Annotated in this window: 15 protein-coding genes and 1 pseudogene; 7 read left to right on the forward strand and 9 right to left on the reverse strand. The window is 54.0% G+C overall.

Annotated elements, in window-relative coordinates; translation table 11 throughout:
* Positions 1-52 precede the first annotated feature (52 nt).
* Positions 53-955, reverse strand: a complete 903-nt coding sequence (locus tag TA5113_RS15725) for a LysR family transcriptional regulator (RefSeq protein ID WP_058315928.1) — start codon at positions 953-955, stop codon at positions 53-55.
* A gap of 105 nt (positions 956-1,060) precedes the next feature.
* Between TA5113_RS15725 and TA5113_RS15730 the strand changes: the two genes are divergently transcribed.
* The 6 genes from TA5113_RS15730 to TA5113_RS15755 all read left to right on the forward strand — a co-directional run bounded on the left by TA5113_RS15730 (position 1,061) and on the right by TA5113_RS15755 (position 7,011).
* A complete protein-coding gene (locus TA5113_RS15730; RefSeq protein ID WP_058316146.1) occupies positions 1,061-2,560 on the forward strand; it encodes a CoA-acylating methylmalonate-semialdehyde dehydrogenase in 1,500 nt (499 codons plus the stop codon).
* Positions 2,561-2,919: 359 nt separating this feature from the next.
* Positions 2,920-3,177, forward strand: a complete 258-nt coding sequence (locus tag TA5113_RS17045) for a hypothetical protein (RefSeq protein ID WP_131726435.1) — start codon at positions 2,920-2,922, stop codon at positions 3,175-3,177.
* 330 nt (positions 3,178-3,507) lie between these two features.
* Positions 3,508-4,647 (forward strand): acyl-CoA dehydrogenase family protein, encoded by a 1,140-nt coding sequence (locus TA5113_RS15740; protein WP_058315926.1) that lies wholly within the window; start codon positions 3,508-3,510, stop codon positions 4,645-4,647.
* Positions 4,644-5,681 (forward strand): enoyl-CoA hydratase/isomerase family protein, encoded by a 1,038-nt coding sequence (locus TA5113_RS15745; protein WP_058315925.1) that lies wholly within the window; start codon positions 4,644-4,646, stop codon positions 5,679-5,681. The genes TA5113_RS15740 and TA5113_RS15745 overlap by 4 nt, the downstream gene beginning before the upstream one ends.
* Positions 5,678-6,550, forward strand: coding sequence for a 3-hydroxyisobutyrate dehydrogenase (mmsB, locus tag TA5113_RS15750; RefSeq protein ID WP_058315924.1), 873 nt, complete (start codon positions 5,678-5,680; stop codon positions 6,548-6,550). Before TA5113_RS15745 ends, mmsB begins: the two co-directional genes overlap by 4 nt.
* A 272-nt stretch (positions 6,551-6,822) precedes the next feature.
* The gene (locus TA5113_RS15755) at positions 6,823-7,011 is read left to right on the forward strand and encodes a YgaP family membrane protein (RefSeq protein WP_058315923.1); all 189 of its coding nucleotides are present in this window, start codon (positions 6,823-6,825) and stop codon (positions 7,009-7,011) included.
* A 96-nt stretch (positions 7,012-7,107) separates the two neighbouring features.
* On the opposite strand, the gene uvrA is transcribed toward TA5113_RS15755, so the two are convergent.
* From uvrA to TA5113_RS15775, 4 genes are all read right to left on the reverse strand, one after another.
* Positions 7,108-9,966 (reverse strand): excinuclease ABC subunit UvrA, encoded by a 2,859-nt coding sequence (gene uvrA, locus TA5113_RS15760; RefSeq protein ID WP_058315922.1) that lies wholly within the window; start codon positions 9,964-9,966, stop codon positions 7,108-7,110.
* A gap of 464 nt (positions 9,967-10,430) precedes the next feature.
* Entirely contained in the window at positions 10,431-11,225 is a 795-nt protein-coding gene (locus TA5113_RS15765; protein WP_058315921.1) for an ABC transporter substrate-binding protein, read from the reverse strand.
* Positions 11,222-11,935: an ATP-binding cassette domain-containing protein gene (locus tag TA5113_RS15770; protein ID WP_058315920.1), complete on the reverse strand. Its 714-nt coding sequence runs from the start codon at positions 11,933-11,935 to the stop codon at positions 11,222-11,224. Before TA5113_RS15770 ends, TA5113_RS15765 begins: the two co-directional genes overlap by 4 nt.
* Positions 11,932-12,633, reverse strand: coding sequence for an ABC transporter permease (locus tag TA5113_RS15775; protein WP_370736451.1), 702 nt, complete (start codon positions 12,631-12,633; stop codon positions 11,932-11,934). The genes TA5113_RS15770 and TA5113_RS15775 overlap by 4 nt, the downstream gene beginning before the upstream one ends.
* A gap of 277 nt (positions 12,634-12,910) precedes the next feature.
* Between TA5113_RS15775 and TA5113_RS15780 the strand changes: the two genes are divergently transcribed.
* A complete protein-coding gene (locus TA5113_RS15780) occupies positions 12,911-14,869 on the forward strand; it encodes a sensor histidine kinase (RefSeq protein ID WP_058315919.1) in 1,959 nt (652 codons plus the stop codon).
* 9 nt (positions 14,870-14,878) lie between these two features.
* On the opposite strand, the gene TA5113_RS15785 is transcribed toward TA5113_RS15780, so the two are convergent.
* From TA5113_RS15785 to fdh3B, 4 genes and pseudogenes are all read right to left on the reverse strand, one after another.
* Positions 14,879-16,213: a sigma-54-dependent transcriptional regulator gene (locus TA5113_RS15785; RefSeq protein ID WP_058315918.1), complete on the reverse strand. Its 1,335-nt coding sequence runs from the start codon at positions 16,211-16,213 to the stop codon at positions 14,879-14,881.
* Positions 16,214-16,222: 9 nt separating this feature from the next.
* The gene (locus TA5113_RS17265; protein ID WP_258953934.1) at positions 16,223-16,345 is read right to left on the reverse strand and encodes a hypothetical protein; all 123 of its coding nucleotides are present in this window, start codon (positions 16,343-16,345) and stop codon (positions 16,223-16,225) included.
* 95 nt (positions 16,346-16,440) lie between these two features.
* Positions 16,441-17,652, reverse strand: a pseudogene (locus TA5113_RS15790) (formate dehydrogenase subunit gamma).
* Positions 17,653-17,729: 77 nt separating this feature from the next.
* On the reverse strand, positions 17,730-18,323 hold the full coding sequence (gene fdh3B / locus TA5113_RS15795; protein WP_058315916.1) for a formate dehydrogenase FDH3 subunit beta: 594 nt from the start codon (positions 18,321-18,323) through the stop codon (positions 17,730-17,732).
* Between the last annotated feature and the right edge of the window lie 2 nt (positions 18,324-18,325).

Genomic DNA, 18,325 nt, shown 5'->3' on the forward strand with positions numbered 1-18,325 from the left:
GTCTCGGCGCAATATCTGCAAAAGTCAATAATTTCGCATCCTTGCCACCTATTTAGGGCGAAACGAGCGTTTCCAACCGCGCCACTTCTTTGCGCATGCCCTCTGACAGCGCTGCCGCAAATCGGTTCATGCGCTCAAGTCGACTGTCATCTTGATGGCGTACCAAGTAAAATGATCGGGTCAGGCGCACTTGATCCGTCAATATCCGCCGCACACTTGGGTTCATCGGCAGCGAGAAGTCATGCACAAAGCCGATGCCAGCCCCCTGCCTGACCCAGTTGATCTGAACCGATACAGAGTTTGACCCGAAATCAGGTTTCTCAATGCCAACTTGACCCAAGTAATCCAGTTCTTTGTCAAAGATCATATCTGGAATGTAGCCGACAATCTTATGGGCTTTCACATCCTCAATGCTGCGGATCTCTGGCTTGCCCTCTAGATAGCTTTCTGCCGCCGCTAGGCTAAGCTGGTAGTCGCATATCTTTTGCACCATCAAACGGCCAGCCACAGGCGGGCTGACGGCGATTACAAAATCCGCTTCGCGCTTGGAAAGGTTAATAACCCGCGGCAAAGCAACGATATGGATTTCGAGTTCGGGGTTTGCCCGAGATATCTCCGCGCAAACTTGCGGTAGCAGGAAGTTCGCAGACCCATCTGGTGCCCCAATACGGATGTGGCCTTTAAGGGTGCCCTTACCGCCGGACACCTCTTCTGCGGCCGCTTCCATGGACTGTTCGATCTGAACCGCATGTTCAACCAGTCGCTCCCCCAGATCTGTAAGGGCATAGCCTGTGGGCGACTTCCCAAACAGCGGAGCACCATAGCTAGCCTCTAGCCGCGCAATGCGCCGACCAACCGTTGCTGGGTCCATCTTGAGCTTCTTGCCTGCCCCAGACAGGCTTTCATCCCGCGCGACGGCTAAAAACACCCTAATATCATCCCATTGCGGTTGCATGGATTATATCCTTTGCATTTTTGCAAAACCAATTTGGATTACTTCACCTTTTACATGCGGATTTGCAAGACTAAAGTAACGCAAAGGCATTTGATGGAGGACTCGATGCAAGAGCTCACACACCTGATCAACGGTGAAAAAGTCGCCGGCACTTCCGGACGTTTCGCAGAAGCGCGCAACCCTGCAACGGGCGAAATCATCACCAAAGTCCCGCTGGCCACAAAAGCCGAGCTGGACGCAGCTGTTGAGAAAGCAGCCCAAGCACAAAAAGCATGGGCCAAAGTGAACCCGCAGCGCCGCGCGCGTATCTTCATGAAGTTTGGCGACCTCTTGAACCAACACATGGACGAGCTGGCTGAAATCCTGTCCAAAGAGCACGGCAAAACCATCCCTGATGCCAAAGGCGACATCCAGCGTGGTTTGGAAGTGGTTGAGGTCTGCATGGGCGCACCAGCGATGCTAAAGGGCGAATTCACTGGCGACGCCGGTCCTGGCATTGATCTCTACTCTATCCGTCAGCCTCTGGGCGTGGTCGCAGGCATCACACCGTTCAACTTCCCAGCGATGATCCCGCTTTGGAAAATGTCCCCTGCGATTGCATGCGGCAACGCGGTTATTCTGAAGCCATCAGAACGCACGCCGAACACCGCAAACCGCATTGCAGAGATCTTCCGCGAAGCAGGTCTGCCAGACGGCGTTCTGCAAGTTGTCCATGGCGACAAGGAATGTGTTGACGCGATCCTGGACAATGAAACCATTCAGGCGGTTGGCTTCGTTGGCTCCACCCCGATTGCGCAGTACATCTATGGCCGCGCGGCGACCAACGGCAAACGTGCCCAGTGTTTTGGTGGCGCGAAGAACCACATGATCATCATGCCTGACGCGGATATCGAAAAAGCCGCAGATGCGCTGGTTGGCGCAGGTTTTGGCGCAGCTGGCGAACGCTGCATGGCGATTTCTGTCGCTGTCCCCGTTGGCAAAGAGACCGCTGACAAGCTGGTTGAACATCTGGTTCCAAAGATCGAGTCTTTGAAAGTTGCCCCTTACACCGGTGGCGATGATGTGGACTTTGGCCCAGTGATCACCGCGCAAGCAAAAGACCGCATCGAAGGCCTGATCACCTCGGGCGTTGATCAGGGTGCCAAACTTCTGACCGACGGTCGCGGCTTGTCCATCCAAGGTTATGAGGATGGCTACTTTGTGGGTCCAACTCTGTTTGATGATGTCACCCCTGACATGGACATCTACAAAGAAGAGATCTTTGGCCCTGTCCTGTCCATGGTGCGCGAAGACAATTACGAAGACGCATTGCAGCTCGTCGTCGAAAACGAATATGGCAACGGCACAGCGATCTACACCGCGGACGGCGATGTAGCCCGTGACTTCGTGAACCGCGTAAACGTTGGCATGGTTGGGGTGAACTTCCCGATCCCAGTTCCATTGTCCTACTACTCTTTCGGCGGCTGGAAGAAATCTGGTTTCGGCGATCTGGACCAATACGGACCTGACGCCTTCAAGTTCTACACAAAGACCAAAAAGGTTTCCTCCCGCTGGTTCTCTGGCATCAAAGATGGTGTGGCGCTGAACTTCAAAGCGATGGATTAAGCTCACATTCAGCCTAAAGAATAAGCAAAGCCCGCTCTTTGAAGCGGGCTTTCTTTTGCTTGCCGCACAACACTCGCTAAAGTTGTGTTTTTTATTTGGACCTGTGTGGGTAACCCTGTTAACAAAATGGTAAGCAAATGAAATAATTAATTAATGAACATTGGTTATTCGCCCTAAAGTATAGTTACATGCCACGCATATTGTATAATTTACCTGAGCATAATGTTTTATTCGCCCGATGTTTTGGGCAAGTTTCACCCGATGATGTCATAGATTGGCATCTGGACTCACAAATCACCCAAACAGCAAAGTTTGGCTTTTTAACCGTCATCGATCTGTCTGAGGTCACTGGAACAGACATGACGTTTGACGATCTAAATTCGATCCACGCTAGATTGGTGCGCCACTATGGACCGCGCCGGCAAAAACTAACAATTTTCCTCTACGCGCCGGATGACCTCACCTTTGGAATGACCCGCATTTTGCAATCGATGTCGACCATGACCGATCACGTGAATGTCCAAGTGTTTCGAGACTGTGAAGCGCTCAATTCCATTTTGCCTGAAGTGGGCAAATCCCTATGCGAGCTTCGAACATCGTTGCACGAAAACTGCTGACGCTAATTCGCCAAAATCTATTTCACTTGTTGTGAACCGACCAACTAAATGCGCGTTGTGCCCGGTTTCGCGCCCGCGAACCGCGTTTGGTTAACAGACGCAAAATCGCGATTTTCCACGCTCAAGTCTACTCAAAATCCGCTTAGAATCCACTGCGCCAAAAACCATAAAAAACTCGCTCATCCGGACCAAAATATGTTATAAATCAATATCTTTTTGCAAAAGGACGCCACGTCGCAAACCGGTTTAACCCATGACATAATCTGGAAACAAAGCTATTATAAGAACAACTGTTCAATTGCGGTTTTCAGGACGATGAGGAGAGACCCAATGGACTTCGCTTTGACCGAAGAACAAACACTGATTTTCGATATGGCCAAAGGATTTGGCGCAGAACATATCGCCCCTTTTGCTCAGCAATGGGAGCAGGAAGGGACCATCCCCAAAGACCTGTGGCCCAAGCTCGCGGAATTGGGTTTCGGTGGGCTTTATGTCTCCGAAGAATTCGGTGGATCTGGGCTCTCACGTCTTGACGCCACACTGGTGTTTGAGGCCCTCGCCATGGCCTGCCCCTCTGTCGGATCCTTTTTGTCGATCCACAATATGTGCGGCGGCATGATTGATAAGTTTGGCTCTGATGATCTGAAAAACCGCGTGCTTCCAGACCTTTGCACGATGGAAAAGATCTATTCCTACTGTTTGACGGAACCCGGCAGCGGCTCGGATGCAGCAGCGCTGAAAACGCGCGCTGAGAAAACCAACGACACATATGTCCTTAGCGGCACCAAGGCATTTATCTCTGGCGGGTCGTATTCGGACGCCTATGTCGTCATGTGCCGAACCGGCGAAGACGGACCGAAGGGGATTTCCACAGTTTTGGTAGATGACGGGACTGCCGGGCTGTCTTTTGGTGCGCTGGAACAAAAGATGGGCTGGAAAGCCCAGCCCACCTCGCAGGTACAGTTTGACGATTGTGCCGTGCCCCACGAAAACCTGGTCGGTGAAGAAGGCCGCGGGTTTTCTTATGCAATGGCTGGGCTTGATGGTGGCCGATTGAACATCGCCGCAAGCGCATTGGGCGGTGCCCAGCAAGCCCTTGATCAAACAGTACAATATATGTCTGAACGCAAAGCATTCGGTCGCTCTATTGATCAATTCCAGGCGCTGCAATTCCGTCTCGCCGAGTATGAAACCAAGCTACAGGCAGCGCGTGTCTTCTTGCGTCAAGCCGCATGGAAACTCGATAACAAAGACCATGAAGCGACCAAGTCCTGTGCTATGGCCAAGCTCATGGTGACCGATGTGGCCTTTGACGTGGCCAACGGATGCCTGCAACTGCATGGGGGCTACGGTTATCTCGCGGATTACGGAATAGAGAAAATCGTCCGTGACCTGCGCGTCCATCAGATTCTCGAAGGCACGAACGAAATCATGCGTCTGATTATTGCGCGGGACTTGGTGACCTCATGACAGACACCCCGGTTCTGATCCGCAAATCCGGAAAAGGTGGGCATATCACGCTCAACCGCCCCAAAGCCCTGAACGCTTTGAGTTGGGACATGTGCCTGACAATCGAGAGAGCATTGGATGAATGGGCGCAAGATGACGAGGTCTCTTTGATCGTCATCGACGCAACCGGTGACCGCGCCTTCTGCGCTGGCGGCGACATCACGGATATCTACCAGAGTGGCTTAGACAAAGACTTTGCCTATGGGCAAAAGTTCTGGGCGGACGAATATCGCCTCAATGCCAAGCTCGCCAACTACCCCAAACCGATTGTCAGCTTTGTGCAAGGCTTCGTTATGGGTGGTGGTGTTGGTGTGGCCTGCCATGTTGCCCACCGCGTCGTGGGTGAGACGACGCAATTGGCGATGCCCGAATGCGGTATTGGATTGGTTCCGGATGTCGGTGGCACCTTCATTTTGGCCAACGCACCGGGGCATATCGGGAAATACTTCGGTCTCACTGGCAGCCGTATGAACGCAGGAGACGCAATCTATTGTGGATTTGCAGACACTTATGTGCCGGAAGCGGATTGGAACGATCTCAAGTTGGCTTTGTTGAATACGGGCGACCCATCCTTAATCCACGCAAACAAAGGTATCGCAGAGATTGCCGAACACGCGACCGAGATCGACAGGCATTTTTCTGGGGCAACCTTGACTGACATCATCAAAAGCCTGGAGACGGCCAGCGATGGTCTGTCCGTAAAGGCGCTCAAAGCGCTCAGAAGGAACTCCCCGCTTGCCATGGCCTGCGCGCTTGAGCTGCAGACCAAATGGCAAAGCGGTGGACGCATAGAGGACGCGTTGGAGCTGGAGTACCGATTCACTGCACGGGCGCTGGAACATGGGGATTTCTTAGAAGGCATCCGCGCAGCAGTGATCGACAAAGACCGGAACCCGGTCTGGCAAAACACCCTTGCGGACGACATTGCGCAGAAAACTGCCTTTATGCTGTCACCCTTGGGCGAAGACACATTGAATTTGGAGGAGCCATCATGAAAATCGGATTTATCGGGTTGGGCAATATGGGAGGCCCCATGGCCGCCAATCTCGCCAAAGCGGGCCACGACGTCGTGGGCTTTGACATGGCGGATGTGGCGATTGAAGGCGTTGCTTTAGTGGGCTCCGGTGCTGAAGCAGCCAAGAATGCAGATGTGGTCATCACCATGCTGCCCAACGGGCAAATCCTACGTGCTGTTGCAAATGAAGTGATCCCTGCCATGAACACCGGCGCAGCGCTGGTTGACTGCTCTACCGTGGACGTAGAAAGCGCGAAAGCCGTCGCACAACAGGCTGAAGACGCAGGGCTTTTGTCCGTCGACGCCCCTGTATCAGGCGGCATTGGCGGCGCCGCGGGAGGAACGCTTACCTTTATGGCAGGCGGCAGCGCGGAAGCCTTCGCAAAAGCCGAACCACTGTTTGACATCATGGGCCAAAAAGCCGTGCACTGTGGCGCTGCAGGAGCTGGTCAATCCGCGAAGATCTGCAACAATATGATCCTTGGTGTGACCATGATTGCCACCTGTGAAGCCTTTGCTTTGGCCGACAAGCTCGGTTTGGATCGTCAGAAGATGTTTGATGTGGTCAGCACCTCTTCAGGCTACAGCTGGACCATGAACGCTTACTGCCCTGCCCCAGGCGTTGGGCCGCAAAGCCCGGCTGATAACGATTATCAACCAGGGTTCGCGTCAGAACTGATGCTGAAAGACCTTCGGCTTTCCCAACAAGCCGCCGAGTCTGCGAATGCCGACACCCCAATGGGTGAAATCGCCAGCAAGCTCTACGCACAGTTCGTGGAAAACGAAGATGGGCTGGGCAAGGATTTCTCTGCCATGCTACCGCGATTTGAAAAGCGTGGGCGGCCCTAACCGCCCGCCTTTTTCGCCGACATTTCCCAATTGCCTTGGGCCGGCGCGCATACCGTCAAAACCGCTACATAACGGCTCTTTTGTCGTGTGAGCCCGGCCCAACGCCGCGATAAGCAGCTTCGTCTTGGCTCAATTTCTCCAGCCGAATGACGTCCTCAAACACACCGCCTCTGAGGCGTCTTTGGGGACCAGCCAAACCACTTGATCCAGATCAGGGCAGAAAAGCGCAGTTCTTGTAAGTAAACATCATCAGTTCAACAAAGGATTTGACGATGTTTACCAAAAACATAGGTACGATCGACCGCGCAATTCGGATCATTCTCGGCGCACTTCTGATGATCGGAGCAATGCGCACCGGCCAACTTTGGATGTGGATTGGCATTATCCCATTGCTCACTGGATTGATCAGCAGTTGCCCGCTTTACACAGTCTTCGGCATAAAAACCTGCAAAACTGAGTAGACGCAAAATCCTCCCATTCACCTTTGGGAAAATACTCCGGGGAGTCGCCAGCTTTTCCAAAAAGTTGGCGACGGGGCAGAGCCCCTCTCCGCCTGCCTACTCAGCAGCGACACGCGTCGGGTTCAGCATCTCTTTTAGGTAACGCCCCGTATGGCTGCGCGGCTCTTGGGCGACTTCCTCTGGCGTGCCTTCGGCCACGACCTCACCGCCGCCATCGCCGCCTTCCGGGCCAATATCGATGATGTGATCTGCGGTCTTCACCACGTCCAGATTGTGCTCGATCACCACAACCGTGTTGCCCTGATCAACCAATTCATGCAGCACTTCCAAAAGCTTACGCACATCTTCAAAGTGCAAACCGGTGGTCGGTTCATCCAAGATGTAAAGCGTGCGACCGGTCGAGCGTTTTGCCAATTCTTTGGACAGTTTCACGCGCTGCGCTTCACCACCGGACAGGGTCGTCGCTTGCTGGCCCACCTTGATATAGTCCAGACCAACCCGGCTCAGCGCTTCCATCTTATCGCGGATCGACGGCACTGCCTTGAAGAACTCTTTGGCGTCCTCCACGGTCATATCCAGCACGTCGGCAATGGACTTACCCTTGAACTTAATCTCAAAAGTCTCGCGGTTATAGCGCGCGCCCTGACAGGTCTCACAAGTCACGTAAACGTCGGGCAGGAAGTGCATCTCGATTTTGATGACCCCATCACCCTGACAAGCCTCACAGCGCCCACCTTTGACGTTGAAGCTAAACCGTCCTGGCTTGTAGCCGCGTGTCTTCGCTTCTGGCAGCCCGGCAAACCAATCCCGGATCGGCGTAAAGGCTCCTGTGTAAGTCGCAGGGTTGGACCGTGGCGTCCGCCCAATAGGTCGCTGGTCGATGTCGATCACTTTATCAAGGTGCTCGAGGCCCTTAATGGTCTCACAAGGCGCAGGGGTCTGACGCGCACCGTTCAGGCGCATAGAAGCTGTCTTGAATAGTGTCTCAATCGTCAATGTAGACTTACCGCCACCGGACACGCCCGTCACGCAGACAAATTTACCAAGCGGGAAATCGACGGTCACGTTTTTCAGATTGTTGCCTGTCGCTTTCACGACGCTCAGCTTCTTGCCGTTACCCTCGCGCCGTTCCGTTGGCACCGCGATCTCCCGCGCGCCGGACAGGTATTTCCCGGTCAATGAGGCCGTATCCGCTTGGATTTCCGCAGGCGTCCCTTTTGACACCACCTGCCCGCCATGCACACCGGCACCTGGACCAATGTCAAAAACGTAATCCGCCTCGCGAATGGCCTCTTCATCGTGTTCCACCACGATCACAGTATTACCCTGATCGCGCAGGTTCTTGAGTGTACCTAGCAGCCGATCATTGTCGCGCTGATGAAGGCCAATGGACGGTTCATCAAGCACATAAAGAACACCGGTCAGACCAGACCCAATCTGGCTCGCCAAGCGGATCCTCTGGCTTTCGCCACCCGACAGGGTGCCACTTGAACGAGACAGCGTAAGATATTCCAAACCAACATTATTTAGGAATCCCAGCCGCTCGGAAATCTCTTTGATAATCGCCCGCGCGATCTCTTGCTTTTGTTTGGTCAAAGAGGCTGGCACCTCTTCCATCCAAGCCGCCGCCTCACGGATCGACATCTCAACCACATGACCGATATGTTTGTCCGCAATCTTGACCGCCAGCGCCTCTTCCCGCAGGCGATAGCCGTTACAAGATCCGCAAGGTCGGTTGTTTTGGTAGCGTTCAAATTCCTCGCGGATCCAGTTGGAATCCGTCTCACGATAGCGCCGCTCCATATTTGGAATGACGCCTTCGAAGACGCGGGTCACCTCATAGACTCGACCGCCTTCGTCATAGCGGAATTTGATCTCTTCTTCACCAGAACCGTAAAGGAACACCTGCTGCACATGTTTTGGCAGCTTTTTCCAAGAAGTGTTCTTGTCGAACTCATAATGCTTTGCGATGGCTTCAATGGTTTGCAGGAAGTAGGGCGACTTGCCCTTCCGCCACGGGGCCAGCGCACCGTCATAGACTTTCAAAGTGGCGTCAGGCACTACGAGTTTTTCGTCGAAAAACAGCTCCTTACCCAATCCATCACAGTCCGGGCACGCCCCAAATGGAGCGTTAAACGAGAACAAGCGCGGTTCAATTTCTGGAATTGTGAAGCCAGAGACGGGGCAAGCAAAATTCTCTGAAAACGTGATACGCTCCGCATCACCCTCTTTCGGCGCGGTTTCCAGGACCGCAATCCCATCCGCCAAATCCAAAGCCGTGCGGAAACTGTCCGCCAGTCGGGTTTCCATGCCTTCACGGATCACAATCCGGTCCACGACCACATCAATGTCGTGGCGGTATTTCTTGTCCAGCGTCGGCGGCGTGTCGAGCTCATAGAACTCGCCATCCACTTTCACCCGCTGAAAGCCCTGTTTGCGCAGCTCAAGGAACTCTTTTTTGTATTCACCTTTGCGATCGCGCACGATTGGGGCCAGCAGATAGCCGCGGGTGCCGTCGTCGAGCCCCATGATGCGGTCCACCATGTCCTGAACCTGTTGGGCCTCAATCGGCAGTCCGGTCGCCGGTGAATACGGCGTGCCGACACGCGCAAAAAGCAGGCGCAGGTAGTCGTAGATTTCAGTGACAGTGCCCACAGTCGAACGCGGGTTTTTGGAGGTGGTCTTCTGCTCGATCGAGATCGCAGGGCTCAGGCCAGCAATATGATCAACGTCAGGTTTCTCCATCATATCAAGGAATTGACGGGCGTAAGCGCTGAGGCTTTCCACATAGCGGCGCTGGCCTTCGGCATAGATCGTGTCAAAAGCCAAAGAAGATTTCCCCGACCCAGACAGACCGGTTATCACAACCAATTGGTCGCGCGGAATGTCCACATCGATGGACTTCAAATTATGCTCGCGCGCGCCGCGCACCTCAATGTTTTTTAACTCGGCCATCAGGGTCCTCAAATACAGCCCCTTACACATAGTTCAGCGGGGATGAGTCTCCAATATCAAAAAGTGAACAAAATATGAACACGTAAAGAATTGCGACAGAAGATTGGTCCCCTGAATTCAAAAGATTCTCAAGGCAGAAACCAAGAAAAACGATGCGTTAGGCAATTAGGTGCCAGAATTTGTCAGGATGGAGTGCCGTTTTTGCAGACGAACCGGCGTTACGCTGGGGCAGCGATTACTTGCTCGGAGTGTTTACTCCGCCGGAGTCGCAGAACACGAAAGGAGTGGTCTAAGCCGGAAATCAACTTGAGAAACCCGTAACGATCGACGGCGAGACACAGCCTGAAACCCTTCTAGGACGGCTTAGCGGAACGCACTTGATCACGCACAAGAATGAGCTCTGTGCGGCTCACCGTCTTAATATTCTTAAAACGGTGGTCCTTCTGAACAACAGGAATTTTGGTTTACTCTGCGTTGAACACAAACAATGTTTCGCCTTTGATTTTATAGTTGTTTATCAAAGATTTGGCCGCGTCTGAAACAAGCCAAGCTTCAAGTTGGGTTGCAAGCTCTGATTTCACATGTGGGTGTTTGTCTGGATTCACAGGGAGGAACGCGTATTGGTTGAACAGAACCGGATCACCTGCATAAACCAGTGCCAGATCGCCCTTGTTGCCAAAGTTCAACCAACTTGCCCGATCCGCCATGATATAAGCGTTCAAACCCGCGGCTGTGTTGAGCGCGGCGCCCATGCCGGCCCCAACCGCGTTGTACCATGCCCCTTCGGGGGTAACCTCGGCGGCGGCCCACAAGCTCAACTCTTTCTTATGTGTCCCGCTGTCGTCCCCACGGCTTACAAAAGGCGCGGCACTTTCGGCGATGCGCTTTAACGCATCAGCCGCGCTGCTGGCATCCGCCAGATTCGCCCCATCATCGGAAGGTCCGATAAACACAAAATCATTGTACATAACTTCCCGGCGGTGCGTACCAGAGCCACCCGCAAGAAACGCGTCTTCGGCTTTGCGTGAATGAACCAGGATGGCATCCACGTCGCCCGCCTCGCCCAGCTTGATGGCTTGCCCAGTTCCCACGACCAATAGCTGAACCTCAATCCCAGTATCCTCTTTGATATGAGGAAGCAGAATGTCTGAAAGGCCCGAGTTGTGAAACGATGTGGTCACGGCAAGTTTCATCTCTTGTGCGACGGCCACTCCGGTTAGCAATGTCGACGTGATAGCGGCAAGGATGGTCATTTTCATTCGACAATATCTCCATTTAGGAAAGCTTGGGCTTTTGCGGTTGATGCGCCGCCAAAAAAGGCCTCGGCAGAGCTGTGTTCATAGACGTTACCGTTCAATAGGAACAATACTTCAGTCGCCAAACGTCGCGCCTGCCCCATGTCATGGGTCGACATGATCAGGCGCGTTCCATGACCTGCGGCACGGTTTAGAATTTCCTCGATCTCACGGGTGGCGCGACCATCCAGAGACGCACAGGGCTCATCAAGAAACAGCAGCTTTGGCTTGGTAACAAGCGCCCGAGCAAGCGCAAGTTTCTGGCGCTCTCCACCGGATAAAAAGGGGGCGGGCCGATCGAGCATATCACCCAACCCGACATCGGCAGCCGCTTGTGCTGCAACGACCTTTGCCTTCACTCGGGATAGGCCTGACAAGCGTAATGGATAGGCAATATTGTCCAGGACCGACCGACGCATCATAATCGGTTGCTGAAAAACAAACGCCTGTGATACGCGGGCTTCTTCAGGCGAACAGGCCCAATCAATGCGGCCGCCTCCAAGCCGCGCAATGCCGTGCATCATGCGCAGAAGTGACGTTTTCCCCGCGCCATTGGGTCCAAGCACGACGGTCACCCCGTTGGCCTGCAGCTCAAGGTTCAAAGGACCAACAAGAGTCGTGCCAGCACGGCGCACCAATGCACCCTCAAGTTTGACAGGGAAAAGATTGCTCACCAGCGACCTCCTCTCTCCGTGCGGCTGATAACGTGGATCGCAAGGTTGACAGCAATGGCCATGGCAATCAGCACGAAACCCAAACCAAGGGCCAATGCGAACTCGCCTTTGCCTGTTTCAAGCGCAATCGCGGTGGTCAGAACACGCGTGTGATGGTCGATGTTTCCCCCGACAACCATGATCGCGCCGACCTCACCGATCGCACGGCCAAATCCGGCCAGCGATGCCGTCAGCAACGCACGCCGTCCGTCCCAAAGCAGCGCCTGAATGCGCTGGGTCTGGGTCGTATTCATAGAAATCAATAGGTCGTGATAGTCAGACCAAAGCTCGCGCAGTGCCTGATGTGCAATTGAAACAATGAGCGGCACGATAATGATGACCTGCGCAATGATCATGGCCGTCGGCGTGAACAGTAACCCCAAGACACCAAACGGCCCAGAGCGGCTCAACATGACATAGACAATCAGCCCGACCACAACGGGAGGCAAGCCCATCAGTGCATTCAGTACAGCAATCGTAAGCCGCCGCGCACGGAAACGACGTACGGCCAACAAAGCGCCAAGCGGAAGCGCAATTGCCGACGCAATTAATAGCGCTGTCAGGGTAACATATAGCGATCGCAGCGTGATCTCGACCAGATCCGCATCCAATGTGATCAGCAACCAGAAAGCCTCAGTTATCCCGGCCCATATTTCCAAGACATCATTCCTTAATGCGATTTTCAGGACCGAGGCCCGTATGGCCAAATTGTCCGATCATCTGAAGACTGATCAAACACATCATCCGCAATGTAAAAACAGATTTCTTGGCAAAAAGTGGCAAACTGGACATTTTGACCATCCAAATTGCCAGGCTCGCTGAAATGCGCCCTAATTCGACCAAGCCTCGTGTTCACCACCGTCATTGGGCTGGTCTGCGTATCCGAGTCTGCTAAGCTCGTATCAGCTGCTATACTCTTGTCGGAAAGGCATAGATTTGAATTCGGTCCGCCTGAAGCTTTTGGTGTTGGCATTGGCACCTCTTGGTATCCTGCTACCTTTGCTGATGCTGTTGGCGATGGCTCGCTGGACAACAGATTATGACCAACTTCTCATATCGAAGGTCGACAGCGATTTACGCATTGCGGAGCAATACCTTGGACGTATCCTGACGGGTACCGGCGCAGGTGTAGAAGCGATTGCTGACTCGCGTAGTTTTGAGACTGTTTTATTGAAATCAGACGACAGTCGCGCGGAATATCTTGAGCAGATGCGTAAGGCACAAGCACTGGATTTTCTTTATTTTCTGCCGGAAGGTGAAGCGCCTCCAACGCGCCGATGGCCGGTTATTCGGTCAGCAATGGAGGGTCAGAGGTCCTCTCAGATCGACATATTCTCGGCCGAGGATCTCGCGGCCTTCCCTTTGCTTGCAAACCGTGCCCGTATTGACTTGATCGAAACACAGGCCGCTGTTCCAACGGATCGCACGGTCGAGGATCGCGGCATGGTCGTTCACACCGCAGCACCTGTGAATTTGCCGGATCATCGAGGCGTACTGGTCGGCGGGATCCTATTGAATCGCAATCTAGACTTCATCGATACAATCAACGCACTGGTCTATCTTAATGCTGCAACCAATGGGGGCAGACAGGGCACCGCAACGCTGTTTCTTGAGGACGTGCGCGTATCCACCAATGTAAGATTATTTGAGGATGTCCGCGCTCTTGGAACCCGTGTTTCAGCTGAAGTACGCGCCGCTGTATTGAACGAAGGGCAAACATGGCTGAACCGTGCCTTTGTGGTGAACGATTGGTACATCTCTGGCTATTTACCATTGATCGACAGCTATGGTGAAAGGGTCGGCATGCTATATGTCGGTTTTCTGGAAGAGCCTTTTGCAAATGCAAAACGCGCCGCCTATTTGACGATGCTGGCATCAATGGCAACGGTTCTAATTCTGTCCGCGCCTTTATTTCTAAGAATGGCCCGCGGTATCTTTGCACCCCTCGAACAGATGACCCGCACCATGAAACGGGTGGAACGGGGTGATCTTGCCGCGCGCATTGGAGACGTCGGCCAGAAGGATGAAATCGGTCAGGTCGCCACCCATCTTGATACGCTCCTTGATCAGGTACAAGAACGTGACAGTGCGCTGCGCAGCTGGGCAGAAGAACTCAACGATCGTGTCGACCGACGCACTGCTGAATTGCGGGCAGCCAAAGACAAATTGGAGGAGACGTTTCAGCAGCTGGTCACCTCGGAGAAACTGGCGTCCATCGGTGAAATCACTGCCGGCGTCGCCCATGAGATCAATAACCCAGTGGCTGTCATTCAAGGTAATGTTGACGTGATGCGACAGACCCTTGGCGCGGATGCTGAGGGGCTGAAGACCGAACTTGATCTTATCGATCGGCAGGTGCAACGGATCGACGGTATTGTTGGCAAATTGCTACAGTTTGCACGCCCGACCGACTATACGGCAAGTGGCGGAGGTGTAGAATTGGCGCAGTTGGTCGAGGATTGCCGCGGCTTGATTGCCCATGTCCAGCCGCAGGAAAATGTTCGTGTCACCACCGAATTTGCGCCTGCGCCGAACGCTGCAATCAGTGCCGGTGAAATGCAGCAAGTGGTGGTCAATTTGATGATAAACGCAGTTCAAGCGATGAATGGCGTAGGAGAGTTGGCGCTGACCATTCGGCCCGCCCAAAATGACGCACAAGATGGGGTTGAGCTGACGGTGGCCGATAGCGGGCCGGGGATCGACACCGACAACCTGAACCAAGTGTTTGACCCATTTCATACCACGAAACTAGGTGAAGGCACTGGGCTGGGCCTCTCAATCAGTCAGACGTTGATCCGACAAGCCGGCGGAACGATTTCGGTCTCGAACCGGCCTCAAGGTGGGGCGATTTTTTCTGTTTGGCTGCCAGCTGCCGCACGAGATGTTGCGCAGTAACTCTGTCTGTCACATTCCCCAAGACGCGCATTTGCGATCAATGGTCTTGCGCGACACTCCCAAGCGGCGCGAAGCCTCGGCCCGATTGCCATCGCAGGCATCAAGAACATGTAGAATGTGGCGTTTGGTGACCAGATCAAGCGTTTCAATTGCCCGGTCTCCCGTCATATGCCCGCCTCCCGCAAACTCTTCTGGGAAAGCGCCAAGTATCACGGATCTCTCGATCATATTACGCAGCTCGCGGACATTGCCTGGCCAGTCGTAGCGGCTGATCTTCAAAAGCGTGTCGTCATCTAATTCCAAGCTCGGCAAGGCAAGCGTTTTTGAGAATTGATCCATGAATAGCGCCGCCAATTCGACGATATCCTCCGCCCGCTCCTTCAAAGGAGACATCGCGATGTCGACAACATTGATCCGGTGATAAAGGTCCGCGCGAAAAGTGCCATCAGCCACCGCTGCTGAAAGATCAGCGTTTGTGGCAAAAAAGAACCGTAGATTCAATGGAATATCACGCTCTGCTCCGACTGGTCGGATCCGTTGATCTTCCAGAACGCGCAAAAGACCGGCCTGCATCTTCATTGGCATCTGCGCGATCTCGTCGAGGAACAATACGCCTCCGTCAGCCAGCAGAAACAGCCCATCCCGGCCTTGTCCGTCTACATTGATCTCGCCGAATAGGTCCTCGGCACATCTATCTTGCGATATAGCCGCACAATTTACCGCGACAAAGGGCTTGTCGGCGCGGTCCGACATGGCGTGCAATGTGCGCGCCGCGACTTCTTTGCCCGTGCCGGATGCCCCAGAGAACAGGACCGGAGTCGGCATTGGGGCCAACCGCGTCAACATTTCGCGCACATTGTTTATTGGGATTGAGTTCCCCAGTAAACGACTGCGTGCGGAGCCGCCTTCCACAGACAATTCATGCTTTAAGAGCGAGTTGTCCCGGCGGAGGATCTTGCGATCAAGCGCACGCGCTACTGCATTCAAAATCTGGTTGGCGCGAAATGGTTTCAGTACAAAATCGGCAACCCCTACGCGAAGCGCTTCGATCGCGGTCTCTAGGTCAGCGTAAGCCGTGATCAGAATCGCGTCCGAGAACAGACCTACTTTGCCCTGTTCCTGCAACCAATCCAGCCCGGTTTTTCCCGGCATGATGTTGTCCAGGATCACAAGGTCGAAATGGTTCCGATCCAGCGCGGCGGAAGCTTCAACTGATGATCCTGCCTGTTCAACCCGCTTGCAGCGGGGCGTCAGGATTTTGGTGAGAAAATGTCTCATGCCGGGTTCATCGTCGATCACAAGGATCGACGCGCCAGCAAGGCTTTCTCCGTATTCGTCACGCATTGTCGGGCCTTAGTTTCTGACTGCTGCACCAGAATAGCGGTCAGACGAGGAATAGCCTAGTGTCCCAAGAATGTTGCTGGCACCGATGGCAATTACGATGATTGCCACAAAACCAAAAAGCATCGCTTTCATCTTTGTTTCTCCGTCATGGCATCCAGATGTGTGGTCGCCGAATGTTTCTGATGTTCACCGCAGCGCCCCAGGCTATGGAGGCAGCGGCGAACAGATTACTCAGCAGCGGTTGGGGCACCTCTTCCGTCCCCTTCCCGCTCGGCGGCTTTGTATTCTTCCAGCCAGATCGAATGGTGTTGTTCAGCCCAAGCTTCATCCACTTCGCCGGTGCCCATTGCATCGTATGCTCCTTCCATACCAACAGAGCCGATATAGATATGCGCAAAAACAATGGCCATCAGAACGAAAGCAAGGATTGCGTGCCAGGCTTGCGCCAATTGCATTTCCTCTTGTGGCGCTAGTTGGATGGGTAACTCGCCAAGACCGATCGCTTGCGGCAATCCCGTCGCGTTCAGAAGGTGGAACGACTTGGCAAAAAGCGGCAGGTCGAACGGAAACAGCAGCGATATACCTGTAAGGGAAATTGAGCCACCAAACAGTATTACCGACCAAAAGATCATCTTCTAACCGGCGTTGAATTTCTTTGCCGGCGGGTGATCACCCGCGAAAAGAATGCCACCGCCCCTCCTCAACCAATGAAGGTCGGTCCGATTTGGGATGTTGTGAACAACCCACATCACAAAAACCATCACGAGACCAAGAATGAAGGCCCAGGAGACGTTGTTATGAATCCACTTGGACCAGACCAGCAGAAACGCATTTGCTTCCTTGCCAAAGAGAGGCACGAGAACCACGCGTCCGAAAAGGACCAACACTCCGGTAATCCCCAAAAGAATGAAAGACCCAGCCATAAGCCAGTGGCCGAACCGCTCGATCGCTTTGAAGCGGGTAACCGTTCGTCCAGCGCGCCCCTCGTCGATCTTGATCCGGCCTTTCAGCAGATAAAAGACCAAAAGAGCGGCCAATGTACCGACAAGCAGCCAGCCGCCATAGGTTCGAAGCGTGGTATCGCGGAATTCATGCCAGCGCATGCCGCCGTCCTGAACCATAACAGTCGCGACGTCCCCGCCAGCGGACACCTTCACATTCGCAGATCCATAGCGCAGAGCGCGCCAAGTTTCTGCGTCCGAGACTCCACCCAACGTGCCAAGCTGGGCAGCGATACCTGCCGCATTGTCGGGATCGCCTATTGCGTCGGACCTGAAGCTATCATCAAGTTTCTGCCCGGCCTGACGGGCCAGAATGTCGTCCAGCGTCTGCGCGCCGCCAGTAGCGGATCGGTCAATTGCCGGAGTGCCTTCTTCCTGCGCGAACCCAACCGAAGTCAGTGTCACCATCAGGACAAGTGCGAGTGCCATGCGCAGCATGGTCGCTCCTCCTTGAAACTAGTGTTAAAGTTGAGCGGCCCCAATACGGGGCCGCTCGACGTCGTGATCAAACGCGATCAGCCGCCTTTGCGCTGGTAGGCCGTACCCCAACCCCAAGCGCCAGAACCGAAGCCACGGGCCACGACACGCTCGCGGTAGATGTCGGACACTTCGTCGCCATCGCCAGCCAGAAGCGCCTTGGTCGAACACATTTCGGCACAGATCGGCAATTTGCCCTCGGCCAGACGGTTGCGACCATATTTGGCGAACTCGGCTGTTGAATGGTTTTCCTCGGGGCCACCGGCACAGAAGGTACATTTGTCCATCTTTCCACGGCTTCCGAAGTTGCCAGCTTGCGGGTATTGCGGCGCACCGAAGGGGCACGCATAGAAGCAATAACCGCAGCCGATGCACAGGTCTTTCGAGTGCAGAACCACACCATCATCGGTTTGATAAAAGCAATCGACCGGGCAAACGGCCATACAGGGCGCATCCGAACAATGCATACAGGCGACCGAGATCGATCGTTCGCCGGGCTTGCCATCTTCGATGGTCACAACACGGCGACGGTTGATGCCCCAGGGCACCTCGTGCTCGTTCTTACAAGCGGTCACACAGGCGTTGCACTCAATGCAGCGCTCGGCGTCACAGAGAAACTTTGCTCTTGCCATTC

Origin of the sequence: Cognatishimia activa (assembly GCF_001458335.1) — a bacterium.
Taxonomy (GTDB): Bacteria; Pseudomonadota; Alphaproteobacteria; order Rhodobacterales; family Rhodobacteraceae; genus Cognatishimia; species Cognatishimia activa.

Bases quoted from the DNA above. Each gene is read 5' to 3' on its own strand.
- TA5113_RS15725 (WP_058315928.1), bottom strand. From the start codon at position 955: ATGCAACCGCAATGGGATGATATTAGGGTGTTTTTAGCCGTCGCGCGG.
- TA5113_RS15730 (WP_058316146.1), top strand. From the start codon at position 1,061: ATGCAAGAGCTCACACACCTGATCAACGGTGAAAAAGTCGCCGGCACT.
- TA5113_RS17045 (WP_131726435.1), top strand. From the start codon at position 2,920: ATGACGTTTGACGATCTAAATTCGATCCACGCTAGATTGGTGCGCCAC.
- TA5113_RS15740 (WP_058315926.1), top strand. From the start codon at position 3,508: ATGGACTTCGCTTTGACCGAAGAACAAACACTGATTTTCGATATGGCC.
- TA5113_RS15745 (WP_058315925.1), top strand. From the start codon at position 4,644: ATGACAGACACCCCGGTTCTGATCCGCAAATCCGGAAAAGGTGGGCAT.
- mmsB (WP_058315924.1), top strand. From the start codon at position 5,678: ATGAAAATCGGATTTATCGGGTTGGGCAATATGGGAGGCCCCATGGCC.
- TA5113_RS15755 (WP_058315923.1), top strand. From the start codon at position 6,823: ATGTTTACCAAAAACATAGGTACGATCGACCGCGCAATTCGGATCATT.
- uvrA (WP_058315922.1), bottom strand. From the start codon at position 9,966: ATGGCCGAGTTAAAAAACATTGAGGTGCGCGGCGCGCGCGAGCATAAT.
- TA5113_RS15765 (WP_058315921.1), bottom strand. From the start codon at position 11,225: ATGAAAATGACCATCCTTGCCGCTATCACGTCGACATTGCTAACCGGA.
- TA5113_RS15785 (WP_058315918.1), bottom strand. From the start codon at position 16,213: ATGCGTGACGAATACGGAGAAAGCCTTGCTGGCGCGTCGATCCTTGTG.
- TA5113_RS17265 (WP_258953934.1), bottom strand. From the start codon at position 16,345: ATGAAAGCGATGCTTTTTGGTTTTGTGGCAATCATCGTAATTGCCATC.
- fdh3B (WP_058315916.1), bottom strand. From the start codon at position 18,323: ATGGCAAGAGCAAAGTTTCTCTGTGACGCCGAGCGCTGCATTGAGTGC.